The 17,328-nt window shown below is 64.8% G+C and carries 19 protein-coding genes; 8 read left to right on the top strand and 11 right to left on the bottom strand.

The window, feature by feature from the left end:
- Window positions 1-64: 64 nt before the first annotated feature.
- Entirely contained in the window at window positions 65-3,322 is a 3,258-nt protein-coding gene (locus NZ849_RS11355; RefSeq protein WP_295407522.1) for a BTAD domain-containing putative transcriptional regulator, read from the top strand.
- A gap of 125 nt (window positions 3,323-3,447) precedes the next feature.
- On the opposite strand, the gene NZ849_RS11350 is transcribed toward NZ849_RS11355, so the two are convergent.
- Window positions 3,448-4,548, bottom strand: a complete 1,101-nt coding sequence (locus NZ849_RS11350; protein ID WP_295407781.1) for a type IV pilus twitching motility protein PilT — start codon at window positions 4,546-4,548, stop codon at window positions 3,448-3,450.
- Between the two features lie 151 nt (window positions 4,549-4,699).
- On the opposite strand from NZ849_RS11350, the gene NZ849_RS11345 reads away from it, so the two are divergent.
- Window positions 4,700-4,981 (top strand): hypothetical protein, encoded by a 282-nt coding sequence (locus NZ849_RS11345; protein WP_295407519.1) that lies wholly within the window; start codon window positions 4,700-4,702, stop codon window positions 4,979-4,981.
- Here the strand turns inward: NZ849_RS11345 and cysK are convergent.
- The gene (cysK, locus tag NZ849_RS11340) at window positions 4,971-5,897 is read right to left on the bottom strand and encodes a cysteine synthase A (RefSeq protein WP_295407516.1); all 927 of its coding nucleotides are present in this window, start codon (window positions 5,895-5,897) and stop codon (window positions 4,971-4,973) included. The genes NZ849_RS11345 and cysK overlap by 11 nt on opposite strands.
- A gap of 115 nt (window positions 5,898-6,012) precedes the next feature.
- Between cysK and NZ849_RS11335 the strand changes: the two genes are divergently transcribed.
- Window positions 6,013-6,483: a peptidylprolyl isomerase gene (locus NZ849_RS11335; protein WP_295407512.1), complete on the top strand. Its 471-nt coding sequence runs from the start codon at window positions 6,013-6,015 to the stop codon at window positions 6,481-6,483.
- Between the two features lie 16 nt (window positions 6,484-6,499).
- Here NZ849_RS11335 and NZ849_RS11330 read toward each other — a convergent pair whose 3' ends face one another.
- From NZ849_RS11330 to NZ849_RS11310, 5 genes are all read right to left on the bottom strand, one after another.
- The gene (locus tag NZ849_RS11330) at window positions 6,500-7,033 is read right to left on the bottom strand and encodes a hypothetical protein (RefSeq protein ID WP_295407508.1); all 534 of its coding nucleotides are present in this window, start codon (window positions 7,031-7,033) and stop codon (window positions 6,500-6,502) included.
- Window positions 7,030-7,785 (bottom strand): bifunctional demethylmenaquinone methyltransferase/2-methoxy-6-polyprenyl-1,4-benzoquinol methylase UbiE, encoded by a 756-nt coding sequence (ubiE, locus tag NZ849_RS11325; RefSeq protein ID WP_295407506.1) that lies wholly within the window; start codon window positions 7,783-7,785, stop codon window positions 7,030-7,032. The genes NZ849_RS11330 and ubiE overlap by 4 nt, the downstream gene beginning before the upstream one ends.
- A 63-nt stretch (window positions 7,786-7,848) precedes the next feature.
- Window positions 7,849-8,511: a phosphate signaling complex protein PhoU gene (gene phoU / locus NZ849_RS11320; protein WP_295407503.1), complete on the bottom strand. Its 663-nt coding sequence runs from the start codon at window positions 8,509-8,511 to the stop codon at window positions 7,849-7,851.
- 19 nt (window positions 8,512-8,530) lie between these two features.
- Window positions 8,531-9,496 carry an ATP-binding protein gene (locus NZ849_RS11315; protein WP_295407500.1) on the bottom strand — a complete coding sequence of 322 codons (966 nt, stop codon included), beginning with the start codon at window positions 9,494-9,496 and terminating at the stop codon, window positions 8,531-8,533.
- Window position 9,497: 1 nt separating this feature from the next.
- The gene (locus NZ849_RS11310) at window positions 9,498-10,166 is read right to left on the bottom strand and encodes a response regulator transcription factor (protein ID WP_295407497.1); all 669 of its coding nucleotides are present in this window, start codon (window positions 10,164-10,166) and stop codon (window positions 9,498-9,500) included.
- Between the two features lie 82 nt (window positions 10,167-10,248).
- Here NZ849_RS11310 and NZ849_RS11305 point away from each other — a divergent pair, with 82 nt between their 5' ends.
- Window positions 10,249-10,851 (top strand): thymidine kinase, encoded by a 603-nt coding sequence (locus NZ849_RS11305; RefSeq protein ID WP_295407778.1) that lies wholly within the window; start codon window positions 10,249-10,251, stop codon window positions 10,849-10,851.
- Window positions 10,852-10,871: 20 nt separating this feature from the next.
- Here NZ849_RS11305 and NZ849_RS11300 read toward each other — a convergent pair whose 3' ends face one another.
- Complete coding sequence (locus NZ849_RS11300; protein WP_295407494.1) at window positions 10,872-11,276, bottom strand: Hsp20/alpha crystallin family protein; 405 nt, start codon at window positions 11,274-11,276, stop codon at window positions 10,872-10,874.
- 36 nt (window positions 11,277-11,312) lie between these two features.
- Here NZ849_RS11300 and miaA point away from each other — a divergent pair, with 36 nt between their 5' ends.
- The 4 genes from miaA (at window position 11,313) to NZ849_RS11280 (ending at window position 15,661) form a co-directional block, all read left to right on the top strand.
- Window positions 11,313-12,236 carry a tRNA (adenosine(37)-N6)-dimethylallyltransferase MiaA gene (gene miaA, locus NZ849_RS11295; protein WP_295407776.1) on the top strand — a complete coding sequence of 308 codons (924 nt, stop codon included), beginning with the start codon at window positions 11,313-11,315 and terminating at the stop codon, window positions 12,234-12,236.
- A 27-nt stretch (window positions 12,237-12,263) separates the two neighbouring features.
- Entirely contained in the window at window positions 12,264-13,697 is a 1,434-nt protein-coding gene (gene gatA / locus NZ849_RS11290; RefSeq protein ID WP_295407491.1) for an Asp-tRNA(Asn)/Glu-tRNA(Gln) amidotransferase subunit GatA, read from the top strand.
- 99 nt (window positions 13,698-13,796) lie between these two features.
- Entirely contained in the window at window positions 13,797-14,564 is a 768-nt protein-coding gene (locus tag NZ849_RS11285) for a PolC-type DNA polymerase III (protein WP_295407488.1), read from the top strand.
- Window positions 14,561-15,661, top strand: a complete 1,101-nt coding sequence (locus NZ849_RS11280; RefSeq protein ID WP_295407485.1) for a hypothetical protein — start codon at window positions 14,561-14,563, stop codon at window positions 15,659-15,661. Before NZ849_RS11285 ends, NZ849_RS11280 begins: the two co-directional genes overlap by 4 nt.
- Here NZ849_RS11280 and NZ849_RS11275 read toward each other — a convergent pair whose 3' ends face one another.
- The 3 genes from NZ849_RS11275 to NZ849_RS11265 form a co-directional block, all read right to left on the bottom strand.
- Window positions 15,662-16,090: a hypothetical protein gene (locus tag NZ849_RS11275; protein ID WP_295407483.1), complete on the bottom strand. Its 429-nt coding sequence runs from the start codon at window positions 16,088-16,090 to the stop codon at window positions 15,662-15,664.
- Window positions 16,090-16,344 carry a hypothetical protein gene (locus NZ849_RS11270; RefSeq protein ID WP_295407481.1) on the bottom strand — a complete coding sequence of 85 codons (255 nt, stop codon included), beginning with the start codon at window positions 16,342-16,344 and terminating at the stop codon, window positions 16,090-16,092. Before NZ849_RS11270 ends, NZ849_RS11275 begins: the two co-directional genes overlap by 1 nt.
- Window positions 16,345-16,408: 64 nt before the next feature.
- Complete coding sequence (locus tag NZ849_RS11265; protein ID WP_295407478.1) at window positions 16,409-17,314, bottom strand: ABC transporter permease; 906 nt, start codon at window positions 17,312-17,314, stop codon at window positions 16,409-16,411.
- Window positions 17,315-17,328 lie beyond the last annotated feature (14 nt).

Genomic DNA, 17,328 nt, shown 5'->3' with positions numbered 1-17,328 from the left:
CGCAGCGAACCGGCTCGTGCTTTTGGGGGCTCCAGAGTTGTGGGTTGGAGGGGAATGCCGTTCCTTGCCCACACGCAAGCTCTGGGGCCTCCTGGCCTACTTGGCCCTGGAGGGACCCCAAGACCGCGAACACCTGGCCAACCTCCTTTGGGAGGGCCCCGGCGCCCGGGCTAACTTGCGGCGCGAGCTGGTCCGTCTAAGGCAGACTGGGGTGAACCTCCTTGCCCAGGGCTCCCGGCTGGCCCTTCCCGAACTGGAGGTGGACGTGGTGGCCTTTCTCAACCGCTACGCTACCCGATCCTACACCGAGGCTTTGGAGCTCTGGCGGGGGGAGTTCTTGGAGGGGATTCACCTGCTGGAGGCCCCCCAGTTTGAGGAGTGGCTGGAGTTCAGTCGGGCGCGGCTTGCCGAGCGCTACGAGGAAGCCCTTTTAGCTCAGGTGCTGGCCCTGGAGAAAGCCGGGAGATTTAGCGAAGCCTTGGCGCTTCTGGAGCGCCTACTCCGGCGCAACCCCTTCCTGGAGATGGCGCAGGAGGTGGCCTTGAGGCTCTACGCCAGAACCCACCAGCCCTCCCGGGCCCTGGCCCACTTCCGTGCCTACACTGAGCTTTTGGAGCGGGAGGTGGGATTGGAACCCCCCAGGTCCCTCCGCGCCATGGCCGAGGCCATTGCTAGGGGTGAACCCTTACCCGAGCCCTCCCCCCACTTCACCCTGGATCACCCCCCTTTGGTGGAGCGGGAGCTCTTGTGGGCCGCCCTGGTACAAACCTCCGCCCCGCTGGTTCTCCTTCTGGGGGAAGCTGGGGTGGGCAAAAGCCGCCTGGCTTCCGAGTTCCTTCAGACCCAGCGGGGCTTTCGCCTCATCCGGCAGGAGCTCCAGGACGTCCAGGTTCCCTACGGCGGCCTGGCTGCGAGCCTGAGGCACCTATGGGAAGGAGGGGAGCGCTTCGCTGGGTTGGAGGAGTGCTGGCTCCTGGAGGCTGCTCGCCTGGTTCCCGAGCTCGCCCCGGCCTCCCCCCCGCGCTACAGCGGACCGGAAGCCCAAGCAGCGCTCAGCGCCTTTCGGGAAGGGCTTTGCCGTGTGCTTCTCCACGGCCTTCCTTCTGGAGGCTGGGTTCTTTGGGAGGACCTGCACTACGCCGATAGCGCCAGCCTGGAGTTCCTACCTTACCTGGTGCGTAGAGCAGCGTCGGCTGGGCTTCGCGTTATGGCCACTGCGCGACCCGAGGCCTACCGCCCAGAGGCTCCCTTGTTCCGGGCCGTGGCCGCTTTGGAGCGAGAAGGCTTGACCGATGTCCTCCATCTGGAAAATCTCAGCGAGGGAGGCGTTTTGCAGCTTGTGCGGAAGCTTTCTGGCATGACCTCAGGGGGTGTGCTCTTTGCCCGCCGCCTACACCAGGCCACCGGGGGCAACCCCCTCTTCCTCCTGAAAACCCTGGAGCATCTCTTCGATAAGGGGCTCCTCTGGGCAGAAGGGGGTGCCTGGCACACCCCGTACGATGAGGAAACGGGCGATTACCGGGAGCTTGACCTACCGCAAAGCGTTCAGGAGGAGGTTTTGCGTCATTTGCAGGGCCTCGAGGCTACCGAGGTGGCCGAGGTGCTGGCGGTGAGCGGCCGTCCATTGGACCCGGGAAGCTTGAGGGCCCTTCTGGGTGGGGACTTGCTTGGTCGGGTGGCAGTCTTGGAGCGGCTAGAGGCTGCCGGGCTCGTAGAGGCCACCCGGGAAGGCTACCGCTTTCGGCATGACCTTTTTCGCCAGGCGGTGCTCAAGGCCCTCTCCCCAGCCCGCGCCCGGGCCCTCCACAGCCTCTTGGCAGACCAGGCCCTGGCCCAGCAACAGGGGGGAGAGGCTCTTTTCCACCTGGAGGCAGCGGGCCGCTACGCGGAGGCTTGGCGGTTGGCCCAGCGGCTAGCCCAGGAAGCCCTGGCCCGCCAAGCCTTTGCCCAGGCTGAGGGGCTATGGCGGCGGGCTCTGGAGGGGTTTGGGCGTTCCTCGGGGACCTGTCAGGAGGAGGCGGAGCTCCTTTTGGGTTTTGAGCAGACCCTTATGGTTCTCTCCCGGCTCCAGGAGCAGGCCTCGGTACTGGAGCGCCTAGAGACCCTGGCACCGGTCCTGCCCCTGGAGCAACAGGCAGAGGTGGGTTTTCGCCGGGTGCGCTTCTTGGCGATGCAGGGTCGCTGGGGTGAGGCCTTGGCCTTGGCGGAGGAGGTTCTGGCCCTATGTCCCCATCCCCGCACCCGCCTCTACCGGGCGGATGCCTTGGCCAATTTGGGCCGGAACGGGGCCCTGGAGGAGGCCTTGGCGGTATGGGAAGAGGCCAAGGATTGGAGCCTGCGGGCCGAGGCCGCCTATCTACTGGCCAAGGTAGCGGTGGTGCAGGAGGACGACCGGGCCCTGGAAGAGTGGCTGGGCCGTCTGGCCCGCCTGGGGAGCTTGGGGCTGGCCAAGGTGCGGCTTCAACAGTTTATCTGCGCTAGGGCCTTGGGCCAGGGGGATTTGCTCCGGGTGGAGACCACGGCGCGGGACGCTCTGGCTCAGGCCGAGGCCTTGGGCTACCGGGACGCCCTGGGCGTTTTTGAGAATTTCCTGGGGATGGCCTTGGCCCGACGGGGGCGCTTGGGCGAGGCCCTGCAGGCCTACCGAAGGGCGGAGGGTTACTTTGCCGAGTTAGGTCGCTTTCACTTCCTGGCAGGGGTGAGGATTAACCGAGCGGGGTTGCTCCTGCGCCTAGGGGCTTTTGGGGAGGCTGAGGATACGGCCCGGGCGGCGCTGGCTACCTTTCGCGAAACCCAGGAGCCTAGGGGTGCTTCCGAGGCCCTCTTGGTCCTGGGGCAGGCGGCCCTGTGGCAAGGGAACTGGCAGAAGGCGGAAGAGTGGTTTCGGGAGGGTAAAGCCTTGGCTGAGGCAGCAGGCTTGAGGCAAAGTGCCCTCGAGGCCACCACCGACTTGGCGGCGAGCCTCCTCCTACAGGGCCAAGCCGCTGCTGCGGAGTCTCTCTTGCGCCAGGTGCTGGCCCAGAAGGCCTCGGGCCCCAGTGAGGCCGCCTGGTTGGCCCTAGCCCTCCTTCGGCAGGGGCAGGTAGAGGAGGCCCATGAATGGGCCTGCCAGGCTTATGGGGCCTTGAGGGGCTACAGCGGCTTTCTGCCCGACCTCTTGCCCCTGGCCCTTTTGGCGGTGCGTCGGGCGCTGGGCGAAGAAGGAGGGGAGGTGGGGAGGGAGCTGTGCGCCCTGCGGGAAGCTCAGCTGGCCGCTGCGCCCAGCGAGTACCGGGAGAGCCTTGCGGCCTTTCACCGGCTGCAGGACCGCCTCCTGGCCTAAGGCCCGGGTGTTCGTTTGAGTGAGTGGAACGCCCCGGGCAGATGTGTGGAGGGGGTCCTCAAGGCTGAAGGGGTTCGGCTGGGGACTGCCCAAGGCAAACAACCCACCCGAGGCTTACGGGGCCTTCAGTACCCTCGCCCTGTGGCCTTGGTTAGCATCAGCTTGAACTCGTGGGGGCTGGTGGCCGAGGCCTCAGCGTCTTCCAGGCTGATAAGCCCCTGCGTGTACAGCTCCACCAGGTGTTGGTCAAAAGTCTGCATACCGCGCAGGTTGTCCTGCATCATTGCATCCTTGATCTGGGGGGTTTTGTTTTCGTCCTTGATGAGGTCGCGCACAAATGGGGTGGCGAGCAGTATCTCCAGGGCCAGCACCCGCCCCTGGCCGTCGGCCCGTGGCAGCAGGCGTTGGGAAAGGATGCCTAGGAGGGACTCGGCCAGGAGAATGCGAATTTGCAGGTGTTCGTGCAGGGGGAAGAAGTCGATGATGCGGTTGATGGTGCGGATGGCATCCAGGGTATGCAGGGTGGAGAGGACCAGGTGCCCGGTCTGAGCGGCCATGATAGCAGCCTCCACAGTTTCCCGGTCGCGCATCTCGCCGATCAGGATCACATCGGGATCTTGCCGCATGGCGTATTTGAGCCCCGAGGCAAAGGAGTCGGTATCCACGCCTACTTCTCGCTGCACCACCAGGCTTTTTTTGTGCCTGTGCAGGAACTCGATGGGGTCTTCGATGGTGATGATGTTCTTGGGGTAGTTTAGGTTAATGTGGTCTATTAGGGCCGCGAGCGTGGTGGACTTGCCCGAGCCGGTGGGTCCAGTTACCAAGACCAGGCCGCGCTCTTTGGAGGCCAGGCCTTCCATTACTGGACGGGGAAGCCCCAGGGCTTCAAAGCTGGGGATATTCTCCGAGACCACCCGCATCACCAGTCCTAGGCTGCCGCGCTGGTGCAGCAGGTTGCAGCGGAAGCGGGCCAGGCCTGGGATGGTGTAGGCGAAGTCCATCTCCTTTTTGTACTCGAGCTCCTCCAGTTGAAGGGGACTCAGCAGGCTGCGCACAATCTGCTCCACGTCCGCTGGGGAGAGAGGTTTGCCCGTAAAGGGCTTGAGCTTGCCGTCAATGCGCACGGTGGGGGGTGCCCCGGCCTGCAGGTGGATGTCGGAGGCTCGAGCTTCCACCATGCTGCGTAGCAGCTCGGCGATCGGGGTGGGGGTCTGAAGGGTGCCCATGGCTTCCTCAGGGACGGCGTATGAGTGCAGGATGGGTATGGCCTGTCCCACCCACGAGTATAGTCCACCCTGAAGCCCCCCCTATTCCAAATGAACATGGATTCGCTTGGGCCTTGGCGCGCTGGGGAGGGGCCTAATAAACTTGGGGCACATGGGAAAGAGGCGCCGACAGGAAAAACTAAAACGCAGGGCCCAGCAGCGCGTGCCCCTTACCGGTCGGGACATGTTGCGGCTGTTTCCGGGTCTTTTTTTCCGCGCTCTGGTGGTGATTATGCCCCTCTCCCTGCTCATGACCTACCTGGGGGCAAGTGGGGTGACCCTTTTCAACAACTTCTGGGTGCAGATGGGGGCCTACCTGGCGGCCTACATTGTTTTCAACCGCTTCATTTTCGGCCCGGTGCGCAACTACCGGCCGTCCCAACCTAAGAAGTAACCCCGGTGTCTGCGAACAGAGGTGTGGAGAGATATTTCATGCCGGAGTCGCAGGCGATGGTGAGGACCCGCTTGCCTGGGCCCAGTTCGCGGGCTACCTGAAGGGCGGCCCAGATCATCCCGGTGGCGCTCATGCCCACGAATAGCCCCTCCTTTTGGGCTAGGGGTTTGGCCAGTGGGAAGGCGTCCTCCTCCAGCACCTGAATCACCCGGTCCAGCATGTTTACGTCCAGGTTGGGCGGGATGAAGCCAGGGCCCATTCCCTGGAACTGGTGGGACCCCATCTGCCCCCCAGAGAGCACGTTGCTGCGGGCGGGTTCACAGGCGATGATCTGCACCTTGGGCAGCCGTTCGCGCAGGTAGCGGCCCACCCCCATGATCGTGCCGCCGGTGCCTGAGCCGTACACAAAGGCGTCCAGGCGGCCCTCCATTTGGGCAAAGATTTCCGGGCCGGTGGTCTCGTAGTGGGCCCGGGCGTTGGCGGGGTTGTCAAATTGGTTGGGCATAAAGGCTCCCTTTTCGGCTACGATTCGCTCCGCCTCTTCGATGGCGGCCAGCATCCGGCGGCTGGGGTCGGTTAGGATGAGCTCGGCCCCGTAGGCCCGCAGGATGCGCTTGCGTTCCTCGGACATCTGGGCTGGCATGGTCAGGATAAGACGGTAGCCGCGGCTCGCCGCCACCATGGCCAGCCCGATCCCGGTATTGCCGCTGGTGGGCTCCACGATGAGCTGCCCTGAACCGGGCTTCAAGATGCCCCGCTCCTCGGCGTCTTTGATGAGGTACCAGGCAGTGCGGTCTTTGATGGAGCCGCCGGGGTTGTTTCCCTCGAGCTTCACCCAAACCTCGGCCATGCTGGGTTCCACGATGCGCTTGAGCCGGACCACAGGGGTTTTGCCAATGACCTGCTCCACGTTCATGCCTAGAGCATAGGGCATGAAGGGCCTTTTGCGTTTCACGCAGACCGCACTGGGATGGTTTATACTTACCTATCTCGCGTGGATGCCCTCGGGTTTCAGCGGGAAAGGAGTGCTTATGACTGCGAGCAAAGGCCAGGTGGTCTCCATCCGCTACACCCTGCGTGTGGACGGGGAGTTGGTAGACCAGGGGGAGCTGGACTACCTGCACGGTTACCGGAACATCATCTCGGGGCTGGAGGAGGCCTTGGAGGGTAAGTCGGTTGGGGATCGGGTGGTGGTTTCGGTCCCTCCGGATAAAGGCTATGGCCCCTACGACCCAGACGGGGTCCAGGTGGTGGAGCGAAGCGCCTTTCCCCCAGGGTCAGAGGTGGAAGAGGGGGCGGTGTTTTACGCCGAGGACGCGGACGGAAACCCCGTGCCCTTCACGGTGCTGGGGGTAGAGGGCGACAGCGTAACCATAGACTTCAACCACGTGCTGGCGGGGGAGACCCTCGAGTTTGACGTGACCCTGACCGGCGTGCGTCCAGCCACGCAAGAGGAACTCGAGCACGGCCACGCCCACAGCCCACACGGCCACACCCACTAGCGGCGGCTTTCCGTAGCTAGGCGAGCAGGGCCTGCAAGAGTGGCTGGCCCTGCTCGAGCCGGAAGTGCAAAAAGCCGCTTCCCGACCGGAATAGCACCCACAGCTGGCGGGTGTCCTTCAGGCGCATGAACAGCGGAAGGGCGTACCGGGCCTCGCCCCGCTCAACCCGGGTGTCGCCCAGGGTGTAGGCGATGTAGAAGTCCTGCGGGGTTTGCATTAGGTTGGCGGTGTAGAAAAGGGTCAGCTCAGCCCACTCCTCTTCAGCGCGCACCAAGGCTTCCCAGACCAGTTCCTGGGCCTGGTCTGGGGTGAGGCGTTGCTCCTGGGCAGGACCCAGCCGGGCGTAAAAGGCCGCGGGGAACCGCTTGAACTCGTAGTAAAAGCCGCCCGGTCCGTGCGACCAGCGCACAATCTCGTTTTCACCCAGGCTGCCTTGGGCCTTTTCCCGGATGTATTCGCGGGCTAAGGAGAGGCCTTCTAGGTTGGGGGTCTCTCCTGTCTCTAGGCTTTGCAGCAGGATGGGTTGGGGGTCTATCTCTAGGTAGGTCATGGGCTTAGTTGGGGGGAAACTCCCCGTCGGGTAGCCTGTGTGGGGCAAGGGCGCTTGTCCCCGATGTGCAGGGCCGCGATTCCCCCGGTGAGAAGCCGGTAGTGGGTCTCAAAGCCGGCCAGGCCCATCATTGTAGCCAAAGTGGACGGGTCGGGGAAGCGCTCCACCGATTCGGGTAGGTAGCGGTACGCCTCCGGGTTGCCCGATACAGCGCCGCCGATTAGGGGAAGAATGCGGGTGAAGTAGAGCCGATAGAGGATGCCTAGGCCGCCTTTTGGGGGTGGGGGGAACTCCAGGATGCAGAGCCTGCCTCCCGGGGCGATCACCCGGTGAAGCTCGGCTAGGGCCCGTTCGTGGTCGGCAAAGTTGCGAAATCCGAAGGCGATGGTCACCAGGTCAAAATGATGGTCGGGGAAGGGCAAGGCCAGCGCGTCGGCCTGGACAAAGAGAATCTCCAAGCCAGCCCTTTTGGCCTTTTGGCGGGCCAGCTCGAGCATCGGCGGGGCAAAGTCGCCGCCGGTAACCTGGGCTTGGGGCGCCAGCCGTTTGAGCAGAAGGGCCACGTCGCCGGTGCCGGTGGCCAGGTCAAGAATCCTCCTCGGACCTCGCTCCAGCGCGGCCTCCACCAGGGCTCTTCGCCAGCGCCGGTCCACCCCTGCCGAAAGGATGCGGTTGAGCAGGTCGTAGCGGGGGGCAATCTCTGAGAACATCTGCCGGACGGCACGGGCTCTTTCCTCCGTTGGGTCGCGCACGGGAAAGAGTTTAGCACGACCCCAAGGGTTTCGCCCGGAGCGACGTGAGGATGGCCGGGAAGCTCAGTAGACGTCCTCGGGTTTTTTCTCCATCTTGCCCGTCAGCCAGTAGAGAATCCGCTCCGAGACGTTTTCTAAGTGGTCTCCTAGGCGCTCGTAGCTGCGGGCCACCCGGCTTAGGGTAAGGGCCTTGGTGATGGTGCGGGGGTCTTCCATCATGTAGGTCAGCAGTTCCCGCGAGACCTCTTCGTAAAGGGCGTCGATCTCGTCATCGCGGCGGAAGACCTCTTTAGCCGCCTCCAGGTCGCGCTCGGCGAACGCTTTAGAGATGAGGTCCAGCATCAGGGTCAGGCGGCGCCCCATATCCGGCAGGGTAACGTAGTTTTTCAGGGGGGGCTCCTTGGAGAGGAGGACCACATCCTCGGCCACGTGGGCGGCATAGTCCCCGGACCGCTCCAGGTCGGTCAGGGCTTTGATAACGGTGAAGGCAAACCGGAGGTCGGAGGCCACCGGCGCCTGTCGGGCCAGCATGCTAATTACCTCGGCCTCCACCTCCAGCTCCAGGGCGTCTACCTGCTGGTCCAGCCCGATGACCTCCTGGGCAAGCTGGGGGTCTTGTTTGCTCAGCGCGTGGGCGCTTTTTTCCACCATCTCGCGCACCAAGGAGATCATGCGGATGGTCTGTTCGGTGATGTGGTTGATTTCCCGGTCCAGTTCCTGGCGCATAGAGTTCTCCTCATATAGTCTACACAGGGGCTTTTGTGCTTTGGCTCTCTGGGTTGAGGCTGGTTTTTGAGGGGAAGATCAGGCCGAAGGCGTTGCCGTTTTCCAGGGGGCGGCCATAGGCCCTGCCCCCCCAGCCTGCGGCCAGCCTGCGCACCAGCGCCAGGCCGAGCCCGGTGCCCCGCACGTTGGCCGCGTGCACGCCGCGCTGCCCGGCTTGGAACAGGCGCTCAAACTCCTTCAGGGGTTCTCCCTCATTGCGCACCTCGAGCCTCACCCCCTCCAGGACCTCCTCACTCACCACCTGAATTTCCCTGCCAGCACCGTACTTGAGGGCATTTTCCAGCAGGTTGAGCAGGGCCTGGTAGACCGCGTCCGGGTTGGCCCGCACCGTGTGGGGTGTGTGCCAGCGTATCCAGGCTGATTTCTCGGCCAGCAGGGGGGCCAGGAAGCGCTCCAGCCGACCCTGGAGCTCCTCCAAGGCGAAGGTTCGCTCTAGACCGGGTCGGCGGGAGAGTGGCAGGTCCTCAACCAGCCGGCGCAACCGCTGGGCTTCCTGGTAGAGCATCTGAAGGGCTTCCTGGGCCTCCTTCCCCTTCAGGCCACCTTGGAGGGCCTCCAGCAGGGAGAGCATGCCGGCTACTGGGGTGCGGAACTCGTGGGCCAGGGTTCGGCTTGACTCCTCCAGGGCCTCCAGGCGGTTTTTTTCCTCGCTTTGGTCCCAGAGCAGAAGCACCCCGGGCAGTGCCTTGGCCCAAAGGGTACGGCCGCGGCTCTCAATGGTGGCCTCCCCTCCTATTCGGCAGAGGGCTTCCAGCCTGTGGTCCCGCAGGGCCAGAAGGAGGGGGCGCCCCACCACCTTTTCCCGCTCAACCCCAAGGAGGCGGGCTGCGGTAGGGTTCAGGTAGAGCACCTGGTCGTTTTGAAAGAGCAACACCCCCTCCCGGGCGGCCTCCCAGGCGCTGTGCAGGAGAGGGCCAAGGCTCATGCTACTCCTTGAAGCGGTAGCCTACGCCCCGCAGGGTTTCCAGGAAGCGGGGGTTTTTGGGGTCCTCGTTCAGCTTGTCGCGGAGTTGGGCCACATGCTGGTCTACCGTGCGGGCGGTTCCCAAAAACTCCTGGCCCCAGACCCGCTCCAGCAACTCCTCGCGGGTATAGACCCGGCCGGGGTGCCGGGCCAGAAAGGCCAGAAGGTCAAACTCGCGCCGGGTGAGCTCAAGGGGGTGCCCTTCCAGGAAGGCCTGGTGCCGCTCCAGGTCAAGGGAGAGGGGGCCCCGTTCAATCCGACCGCTTTTGCCCACCCGGCGCAGGAGGGCCTGCACCCGGGCCACAAGCTCGGGGGTAGAGAAGGGCTTGGTCAGGTAGTCATCGGCCCCCCGGGTCAGGCCCTCTACCCGGTCCCCTTCCCCTGCCCGGGCGGTGAGCATCAGCACGGGCAGGCTCTCGTACCGACCGTCCCGGCGCATCCTCTCCAGAAGCCGCACCCCCGGTTCATCCGGCAGCATCCAGTCTAGGATGACCAGGTCTACCAGGGCCAGCCTTTCCCAGCCCTCCTGGGCGGTGGCGGCCTCCAGCACCTGGTGGCCGGCCTTGGCCAGCGAAAGCCGGAGCCCCATCCGAACAGAGGGCTCGTCCTCTACCAGGAGCAGTTTCGCCATCAAGCAACAGTCTAGCGCTCCCTTCGTCAGGCCGGTGTCATGCCCCATCGGGCAGGTTTTGGTATGCTGTGCCGCTATGAGCCTGCCCCATCTTCCGCACCAACCGGGTTGGATTGAGGTAGTGGTTGGGCCGATGTTCTCGGGTAAGTCGGATGAGCTCATCCGCCGGGTCAAGCGGGCCCTGTTTGCTCGCCAGCGGGTGATGGTCTTCAAGCCCAGACTGGACACCCGCTACCACGCCACCGACGTGGCCAGCCACGATGGCCGGCGCATCGAGGCTGTGGCGGTGCGGGACTCGGCTGAGCTTCGGGGCCACCTCACCGAACCCCTGCCCGATGTGGTAGCGGTGGACGAAGCGCAATTTTTTGACCCCGGCCTCCTGAAGCTGGTGCTCGAGCTAGCCGACAGGGGTGTGCGGGTTATCTGCGCAGGGCTGGACATGGACTTCCGCGGGGAGCCCTTTGGGATCATGCCCGAGCTTCTGGCTCGAGCGGAGTACGTGCAGAAGCTGTTCGCGGTCTGCCCGGTCTGCGGGGGGCCGGCCACCCGCACCCAGCGCTTCGTAAACGGAAAGCCGGCCCGCTACGACGACCCGGTGATATGGGTGGGGGCTGCCGAGAGCTACGAGCCCCGCTGCCGCCGCTGCCACGTGGTGGTGAGGCCGGAGGTGCAGGAGATACTGTGAGAACTGTGCCCGGAAGGGGCTCACTTTTTGCCCTTGCGAGCGGGCTTTCGAGCTTTGAGCAGCACCAGCTCCAGCACCCCTCCTTTGAGGGAGGCTTGGGCTTTGTTGGGCACGATGGGCTCGGGTAGGCTCAGGGTTCGGCGGAACAGGCCCAAGGGGCGCTCCTGGCGGATGTAGCGGCCCTCCAGAGGGTGCCGCACCCCGGCTAGGGTAATGGTCTGCCCCTGCTCCTGTAGCTCCAAGTCGTCGTTTTTTACCCCTGCCACATCTACCAGGATGCGGTACCGATCGCCCTCGTCCAGGATGTCCACCGGAGGTACCCACTCACCAAGGGCCTCCTGCGAGCTGAAGCGCCGCGAGAGCTCGTCTAGTTGCTGGCGGATTCGCTGGAGCTGCTCGAGGGCGTCGTAGCGTTCTATGGCCATAGACCTGAGGATATCATGGTTGGGCCTGGAGGCGTTATGGTGGAGCAGGCAGTTGTTCCGGTGCTCACGGGGCCTACCGCCACCGGCAAAACCGAGCTCTCCTTGCGCCTTGGGGAAGAGTTCCCCATAGAGGTGGTCTCCGCCGATGCCAGCATGGTTTACCAGGGCATGGATATCGGTACTGCAAAGCCGAGCCTTGAGGAGCGGCGCCGGGTGCCCCACCACCTCCTCGATGTGGTGCTGCCCAGCCAGCCCTTCAGTGTGGCCGATTACGTAGAACGGGCCGAGGCGGCCATCTCGGAAGTCTGGTCCCGGGGGGCCATCCCGCTGGTGGTGGGGGGCACGGGCTACTACATACGGGCCCTCTCCGAGGGTCTACACGAGCTGCCCCCGCCCCACCCTGGGCTTCAGGCCGAGCTTTGGCGCGAGCTGGAGGAGCGGGGAATGGAGACCCTGCTGGCCGAGCTGGAGGCCAGCAGTCCGGCCGATGCCCGGCGGGTGGGGCGCAACCCCCGCCGTCTGGTGCGGGCCCTGGAAGTGCTCCGCCGCACTGGGGTTCCTCCGGCTCAGCTTCCCCGGCGTCAGCCCGCCTTTCGCTATCGGAAACTGGTCCTGTGGCCGGATTGGGCCTGGCTCGAGCCCAGGATTGCCCGTAGGGTAGAGCGGATGTTTGCCCAGGGGCTGGTGGAGGAGGTAGCGGGGTTGTTGCGGGCCTACCCCAGGATGTCCACCGCCCTGCAGGCGATTGGCTACAAGGAGGTGGCCGCCTACCTGCGGGGGGATCTCGGCCTAGCCCAGGCCAGGGAGGCGGTGTTCCAGGCTACCCGGGCCTACGCCCGGCGGCAGTACACCTGGTTTCGCAAGGAGCCAGGGGAGCCGGTCTACCTGCCCTGGGGTGGGGAGGAGGCCTGGGCGGGGGTGCGGGGTTGGTTCACCCAGGGCCCCTGGTGGGGTGGGTGAGCCGATTCCCTATATCATGGGGGCCGTATGCTGGCCCAGGAGATTGCAGAGCTGGTCCGTTCCGGGCAGACCACACCAAGCGAGGTCCTAAACGCCTACCTGGCGCGCATTGAGCGGCTCGAGCCCCAACTTCGCGCCTTCATCCGTCTCAACCCCCGGGCCCTCGAGGAGGCCCGCCAGGTTGAGGGGCGCCTTGGAGCGGGGGAGGTTCTGCCCCTGGCGGGGGTCCCGGTGGCCCTCAAGGACAACATCTGCACCCGTGGTCTAGAAACCACCTGCGCCTCGAGGGTGCTGGCCTCCTTTGTCCCCCCCTACGATGCCACGGTTGTGGAGCGGCTGCGCCAGGCCGGCGCGGTGGTGCTGGGCAAGACCAACATGGATGAGTTTGCCATGGGCTCCTCCACCGAGTACTCGGCCTTCGGCCCTACCCGGAACCCCTGGGACCCGGAGCGGGTGCCGGGGGGCACCTCGGGGGGCTCGGCGGCCGCGGTGGCCGCGGACCTCGCACCGGTGGCCCTGGGTACCGATACCGGGGGTAGCGTGCGGCAACCAGCGGCGTTTTGCGGCGTTTACGGTTTCAAACCCACCTACGGGCGCATCTCCCGCTACGGGGTAGTGGCCACGGCCAGCAGCCTTGACCAGGTGGGCACCCTGGCCCGCACGGTAGCTGACCTGGCCCTTCTCACCGATGTGGTGAGCGGTCCTGACCCCCGCGACAGCACCAGCCTGGAGGCCGAGCCTCGCTTTGCCCAGGCCCTGGGGGCCTCCGTGCGGGGCCTCACCGTTGGGTTGGTCAGGGAGGCGCTGGCAGAGGGGAACTCCCCCGGGGTGCTGGAGGCCCTGGAGCGCTTCCGGGCGGTGATGGAGGGGCGGGGCGTGCGCTTTGTGGAGGTGAGCGTGCCCACCCTGAGGTATGCCCTGGCCGCCTATTACATCGTCAACACCGCCGAGATCAGCTCCAACCTGGCCCGCTACGATGGTACCCTCTATGGCCTTCGGGTGCCCGGGGAGGACAGCGTGGCGACCATGATGCGCAGCCGCGAGAAGGGCTTTGGCCCAGAGGCTAGGCGGCGTATCCTGATGGGGACCTTCGTCCTTTCCGCAGGGTACTACGCCGCCTACTACGGCAGGGCTCTGCGGGCTCGAGCCCGGCTGAAGATGGATATGGAGGCGGCCTTTAGCCAAGCCGACCTGCTCCTTACCCCCACCAGCCCCACCCCAGCCTTCCGCTTGGGGGAGAAGACCGGCGACCCCCTGGCCATGTACCTGGCCGATGTGGACACGGTGGCGGTCAACCTGGTGGGCCTGCCCGCGATGAGCCTGCCCGCGGGGTTTGAGGGCCATCTTCCGGTGGGACTTCAGCTCGTGGCGCCCCCCATGCAGGATGAGATGCTCTTCAGCCTAGCCCAGGCCTTTGAGGAGGCCACCGAGCGCCAGTTTGCCCGGCAGGCCCCCCTCTGAGTGTTAAGGTGCTGTGCCTCGCAGCGCCCTGTCATGGGGCTGTGAGCTGGGGTATACTCCCTCCGAGACGCCGTAAGCAAAGCCCTACGGAGCGTTGCGATGAGCCCCACCCACTACCGCCTCTCCACCCGTCTGGCCCGGCACCTTCGCGGTATTGGCTTCCCCCAGACCGAGCCTGCGTTGGCCGAGGTGCTGGTGGCCCCTGGGCTGCCGCGGGGTGGATGGGCCCAGGGTTTGCTCAACGACCTCCTCGACGGTCGTTTTGAGCGACGGGAGGGAAGGGTGGGGCTTTGGGAGTGGAGCTACGGGTTCCCTCCTCAGGGGGAGCCGGTGGTGGTGCTGGATGTGGAGACCACTGGGCTTTCTCCGGAGCAGAGCGAGATTGTTGAGCTGGCCCTAATCCGCTTGGAGAACGGTCGCCGGACGGTTTTCCACCGGCTGGTAGACCCGGGTGTTCCCATTCCCCCCTTCATCAGCCGGCTCACCGGGATTCGCAACACAGACGTGCGGGGTGCTCCAGATGTGTACGCCGTGTTGCAGGAGGCCTGGCCCATGCTGCAGGGGGCTACCCTGATCATCCAGAACGCCCCTTTTGATCTGGGGTTTTTACGCCCACGCTTGGGGCGGCTGGGCTACAGGCTGGACAACCCGGTGGTGGACACGATGGACTGGGCCCGCAAGGCTTTGCCTGCCCTGAGCAAGCGAGGCCTGGATGCCCTGGCTTGGGCCTTTGACCTGGAAGTTCCAAGCCGTCACCGGGCTTTGGGCGATGCGGAGGCCACGCTGCAGGTGGCCTACGAAATGTACTATATGCTTACCGCCGGGAAACCCAGGGCGGTTGGCCAGTTGGCGCAGAGAAGCTTATGATCGCGCGCTACGTCCTCACCAGTGCTTGCCTTCACAGTGGAACCATGAACCTCATCCAACCGCTGCGGGTGTACCTACGGGGAAAGGAGCAGGTGCTTTTGCGCGATGAGGAAGGTGAGACCTACGAGGGGCGGATTAACTGGCAGCAGGGGCGTCTGGAGGGCTTGGCGGCCTACTACGCCAAGCGCCGCTTGGGGGTCAACGACCGAATCGCGCTCCACCTAGAAGGGGAGATGATCCTCCTGGAGGCCCTCACCCCCTCTGCCAAGCCGCCCCGGCCCCGCCTGCCTGAAGAGCGGCCCAAGCCCCAGCCCGACCCCGTCCCTGAGAAGCGGGTCCGGGTAACCCCTTACCCGAAGGAGGTCATCTTTCCCTACCAGCCCCTGCCGCTGGAAGTACCGGCCTTTTCCGCTGACCTGGAGGCCCTGGGGTTTGTTCGGGAGTCGGCGGGGGCCCCCTGGGTTTTTCGGGCCTCTTTGGGCCGACGCACCTTCCATTTGGCCTTGGCCAAGTTTGGCGAAATTCCCTCTCGGGAGCTTCTGGCCTACCGCCAGCAAGGGCGGGTGCAGTACGCCGCCATTGTGGCTGGGGAGTCGGTGAAGGAGGAAGCCCTGGCAGAAATCGCCTCTGTGCGCCCTTCGGGGTTGGCCCAGGTGGGCTTGGGCTACGTCTCTCCAGAGGCCCTGCAGCGCTTGGTGCGGCTCAGGAGCAGGTTTCCTGTGGGGCCGCTGGACGTGGAGCGTCTGCTTAGGGAAGGGCGGGTGGACTTTGAAGCGGTGCAGCGGCTCGAGGGCGACATTTTCGGCGTGCTGCACGAGCGCGGACACTTTTCAGCGGTGTTAACCCTGCTGGCCGATTACCCTCCTCAGCAGGTGTTTCTTCTGGCTGACCTGATGCCCGCAGCCCGGGAAATGGGCCTGGAGGCCGACCATCTGCAGGGCATTCTGGAAACCCTAAGCAGCCCTCCTTTCCTGCTCCTAAAGCGGCTTTCGCCAGGGGAGTTTCTTATGCGGCAGTCGGTGGAACAGGCGCTTTCCGACTGGGTGGAATACGCCCAAGCCATGCAGCGCCGCTTACAGGGGGTTTTGCGGGAGTAGCTAGAAGATTTTTTTGAGCTCGGCCTCGAGGATTGATGCAGCCTTCTGGCTGATGGCGAGGCGCAGCTTTATCAGCAGTCGGCGGGCCCACTCCTCCAACTCGGCCAGGCTCTGCTTGGTCTCCAGTTCCGGAAGGTACTGGACAGCCTGTTCCCCTAAAGCAGCCTGTAGAGCTTCGCGGAGCTGGATTCGAGCGGCTTCCAGGGGGGACGGGATGGATTCCCCTGCCTCGCGGTCCTCGGCCACCAGCTCCACCAGGCCCTGGGCGCAGAGTTGCTTCAGGATTTCGCGAACCAGGTCCAGGGCCAGGCCACTTCGCTGGGCCAGGAGGATGTCGCTCACCTCTTCACGGCACAGGCTGTAGACGAGCCGCTGCTCCCGGCTCAGGAATACACCGAGCGGTTTTTGGGTCTGTCGGTAAATCCGCATCAGGCTTCTACGGCCGCCAGCACAGCCTCCACCAGGCGCAACACCAGCCACACGAAGACCGCGCCCAACAGCAGAATTAGGCCCATGATGAGCAGGAGGGAGTCGGCAGGCCGCCCCCAGGTCAGCAGCCCGGCCGCCAGGTAGCCTAGGGCGAAGAGCACAATAAAGGAGTTGAGCTGGGTCAGCCGCTCGCCGATGATTCCCCCGGGGACCCGGCTTTTCATGCGGAAGCCGACGTACGCGTTGTATAGCATCAACGCGAAGCCTGCAAACAGGATAAGTTGTAGCACCCCAGCCTCCTTAGGGCTGATTCTACTACTACTTGTCGTAGGGCTTTCCTACTGCCGCGGGGGGGCGGCTTCGCCCGATGAAACCAGCCAGGACCATCATGGTCAGGACGAAGGGCAGGGCCTGAACCAGGGTAGCCGGCAGGAGGTCTCCGCCTTGCAGCTGGATGGCCAGCGCCTGGGCAAACCCAAAGAGCAGGGTGGCGCCGAGCACCCCCAGGGGGTGCCATTTGCCAAAGATGAGCGCGGCCAAGGCGATGAAGCCGGCTCCGGCGCTCATGGCCCGGATGAACTGGTTCAAAAATCCGATGGATAGATAAGCCCCAGCAATGCCGGCCAGCACCCCGGAGAGAACCACCGCAGTGTAGCGCATGCGGATTACGTTGATCCCCATGGTCTCGGCAGCCTCAGGGTGCTCGCCCACTGCCCGCAGGCGGAGCCCCCAAGGGGTTTTGAAGAGCACCCACCAGACCACAGGAACCAGAAGAAAAGCGAAGATGACCAGGATGCTGCCGGGCCCTAGGCCCGCGTTAGGTAGCCGATTGACCACTTCCTGGGAGGTTGAGGTGTTGTTGTAAAGCACCTGCAGGACGATGGAGGGTGCGCCTAGGGCGGCGATGTTGATGGCGGTGCCCGAGACGATCTGGTCGGCACGGTATTTGATGGCGGCAACAGCGTGGATTAGGCCAACCAGGCCGCCCATCAGGGCCCCTGCCAGGAGGCCCACCCAGGGAATCCAGAAGGCCACCTCGCCCCCCGTGGCCACCTCGAGCCGGTTGACTGTGATGGCCGCCGCGGCTGCCCCAAAGAGGATCATGCCCTCCAGAGCAATGTTGACCACCCCGCTGCGCTCCGAGAAGAGGCCGCCTAAGGCGGTCAGCAAAAGTGGGGTGGCCTGACGTAGGGTTGAGAACAGAAGTGCGATGGCAATTTCCATAACGCCCTACCTGA

Origin of the sequence: Meiothermus sp. (genome assembly GCF_025060375.1) — a bacterium.
Taxonomy (GTDB): domain Bacteria; phylum Deinococcota; class Deinococci; order Deinococcales; family Thermaceae; genus Meiothermus.
The sequence above is the reverse complement of the archived record's forward strand: the minus strand, read 5'-3'. Positions and strand labels throughout refer to the sequence as shown.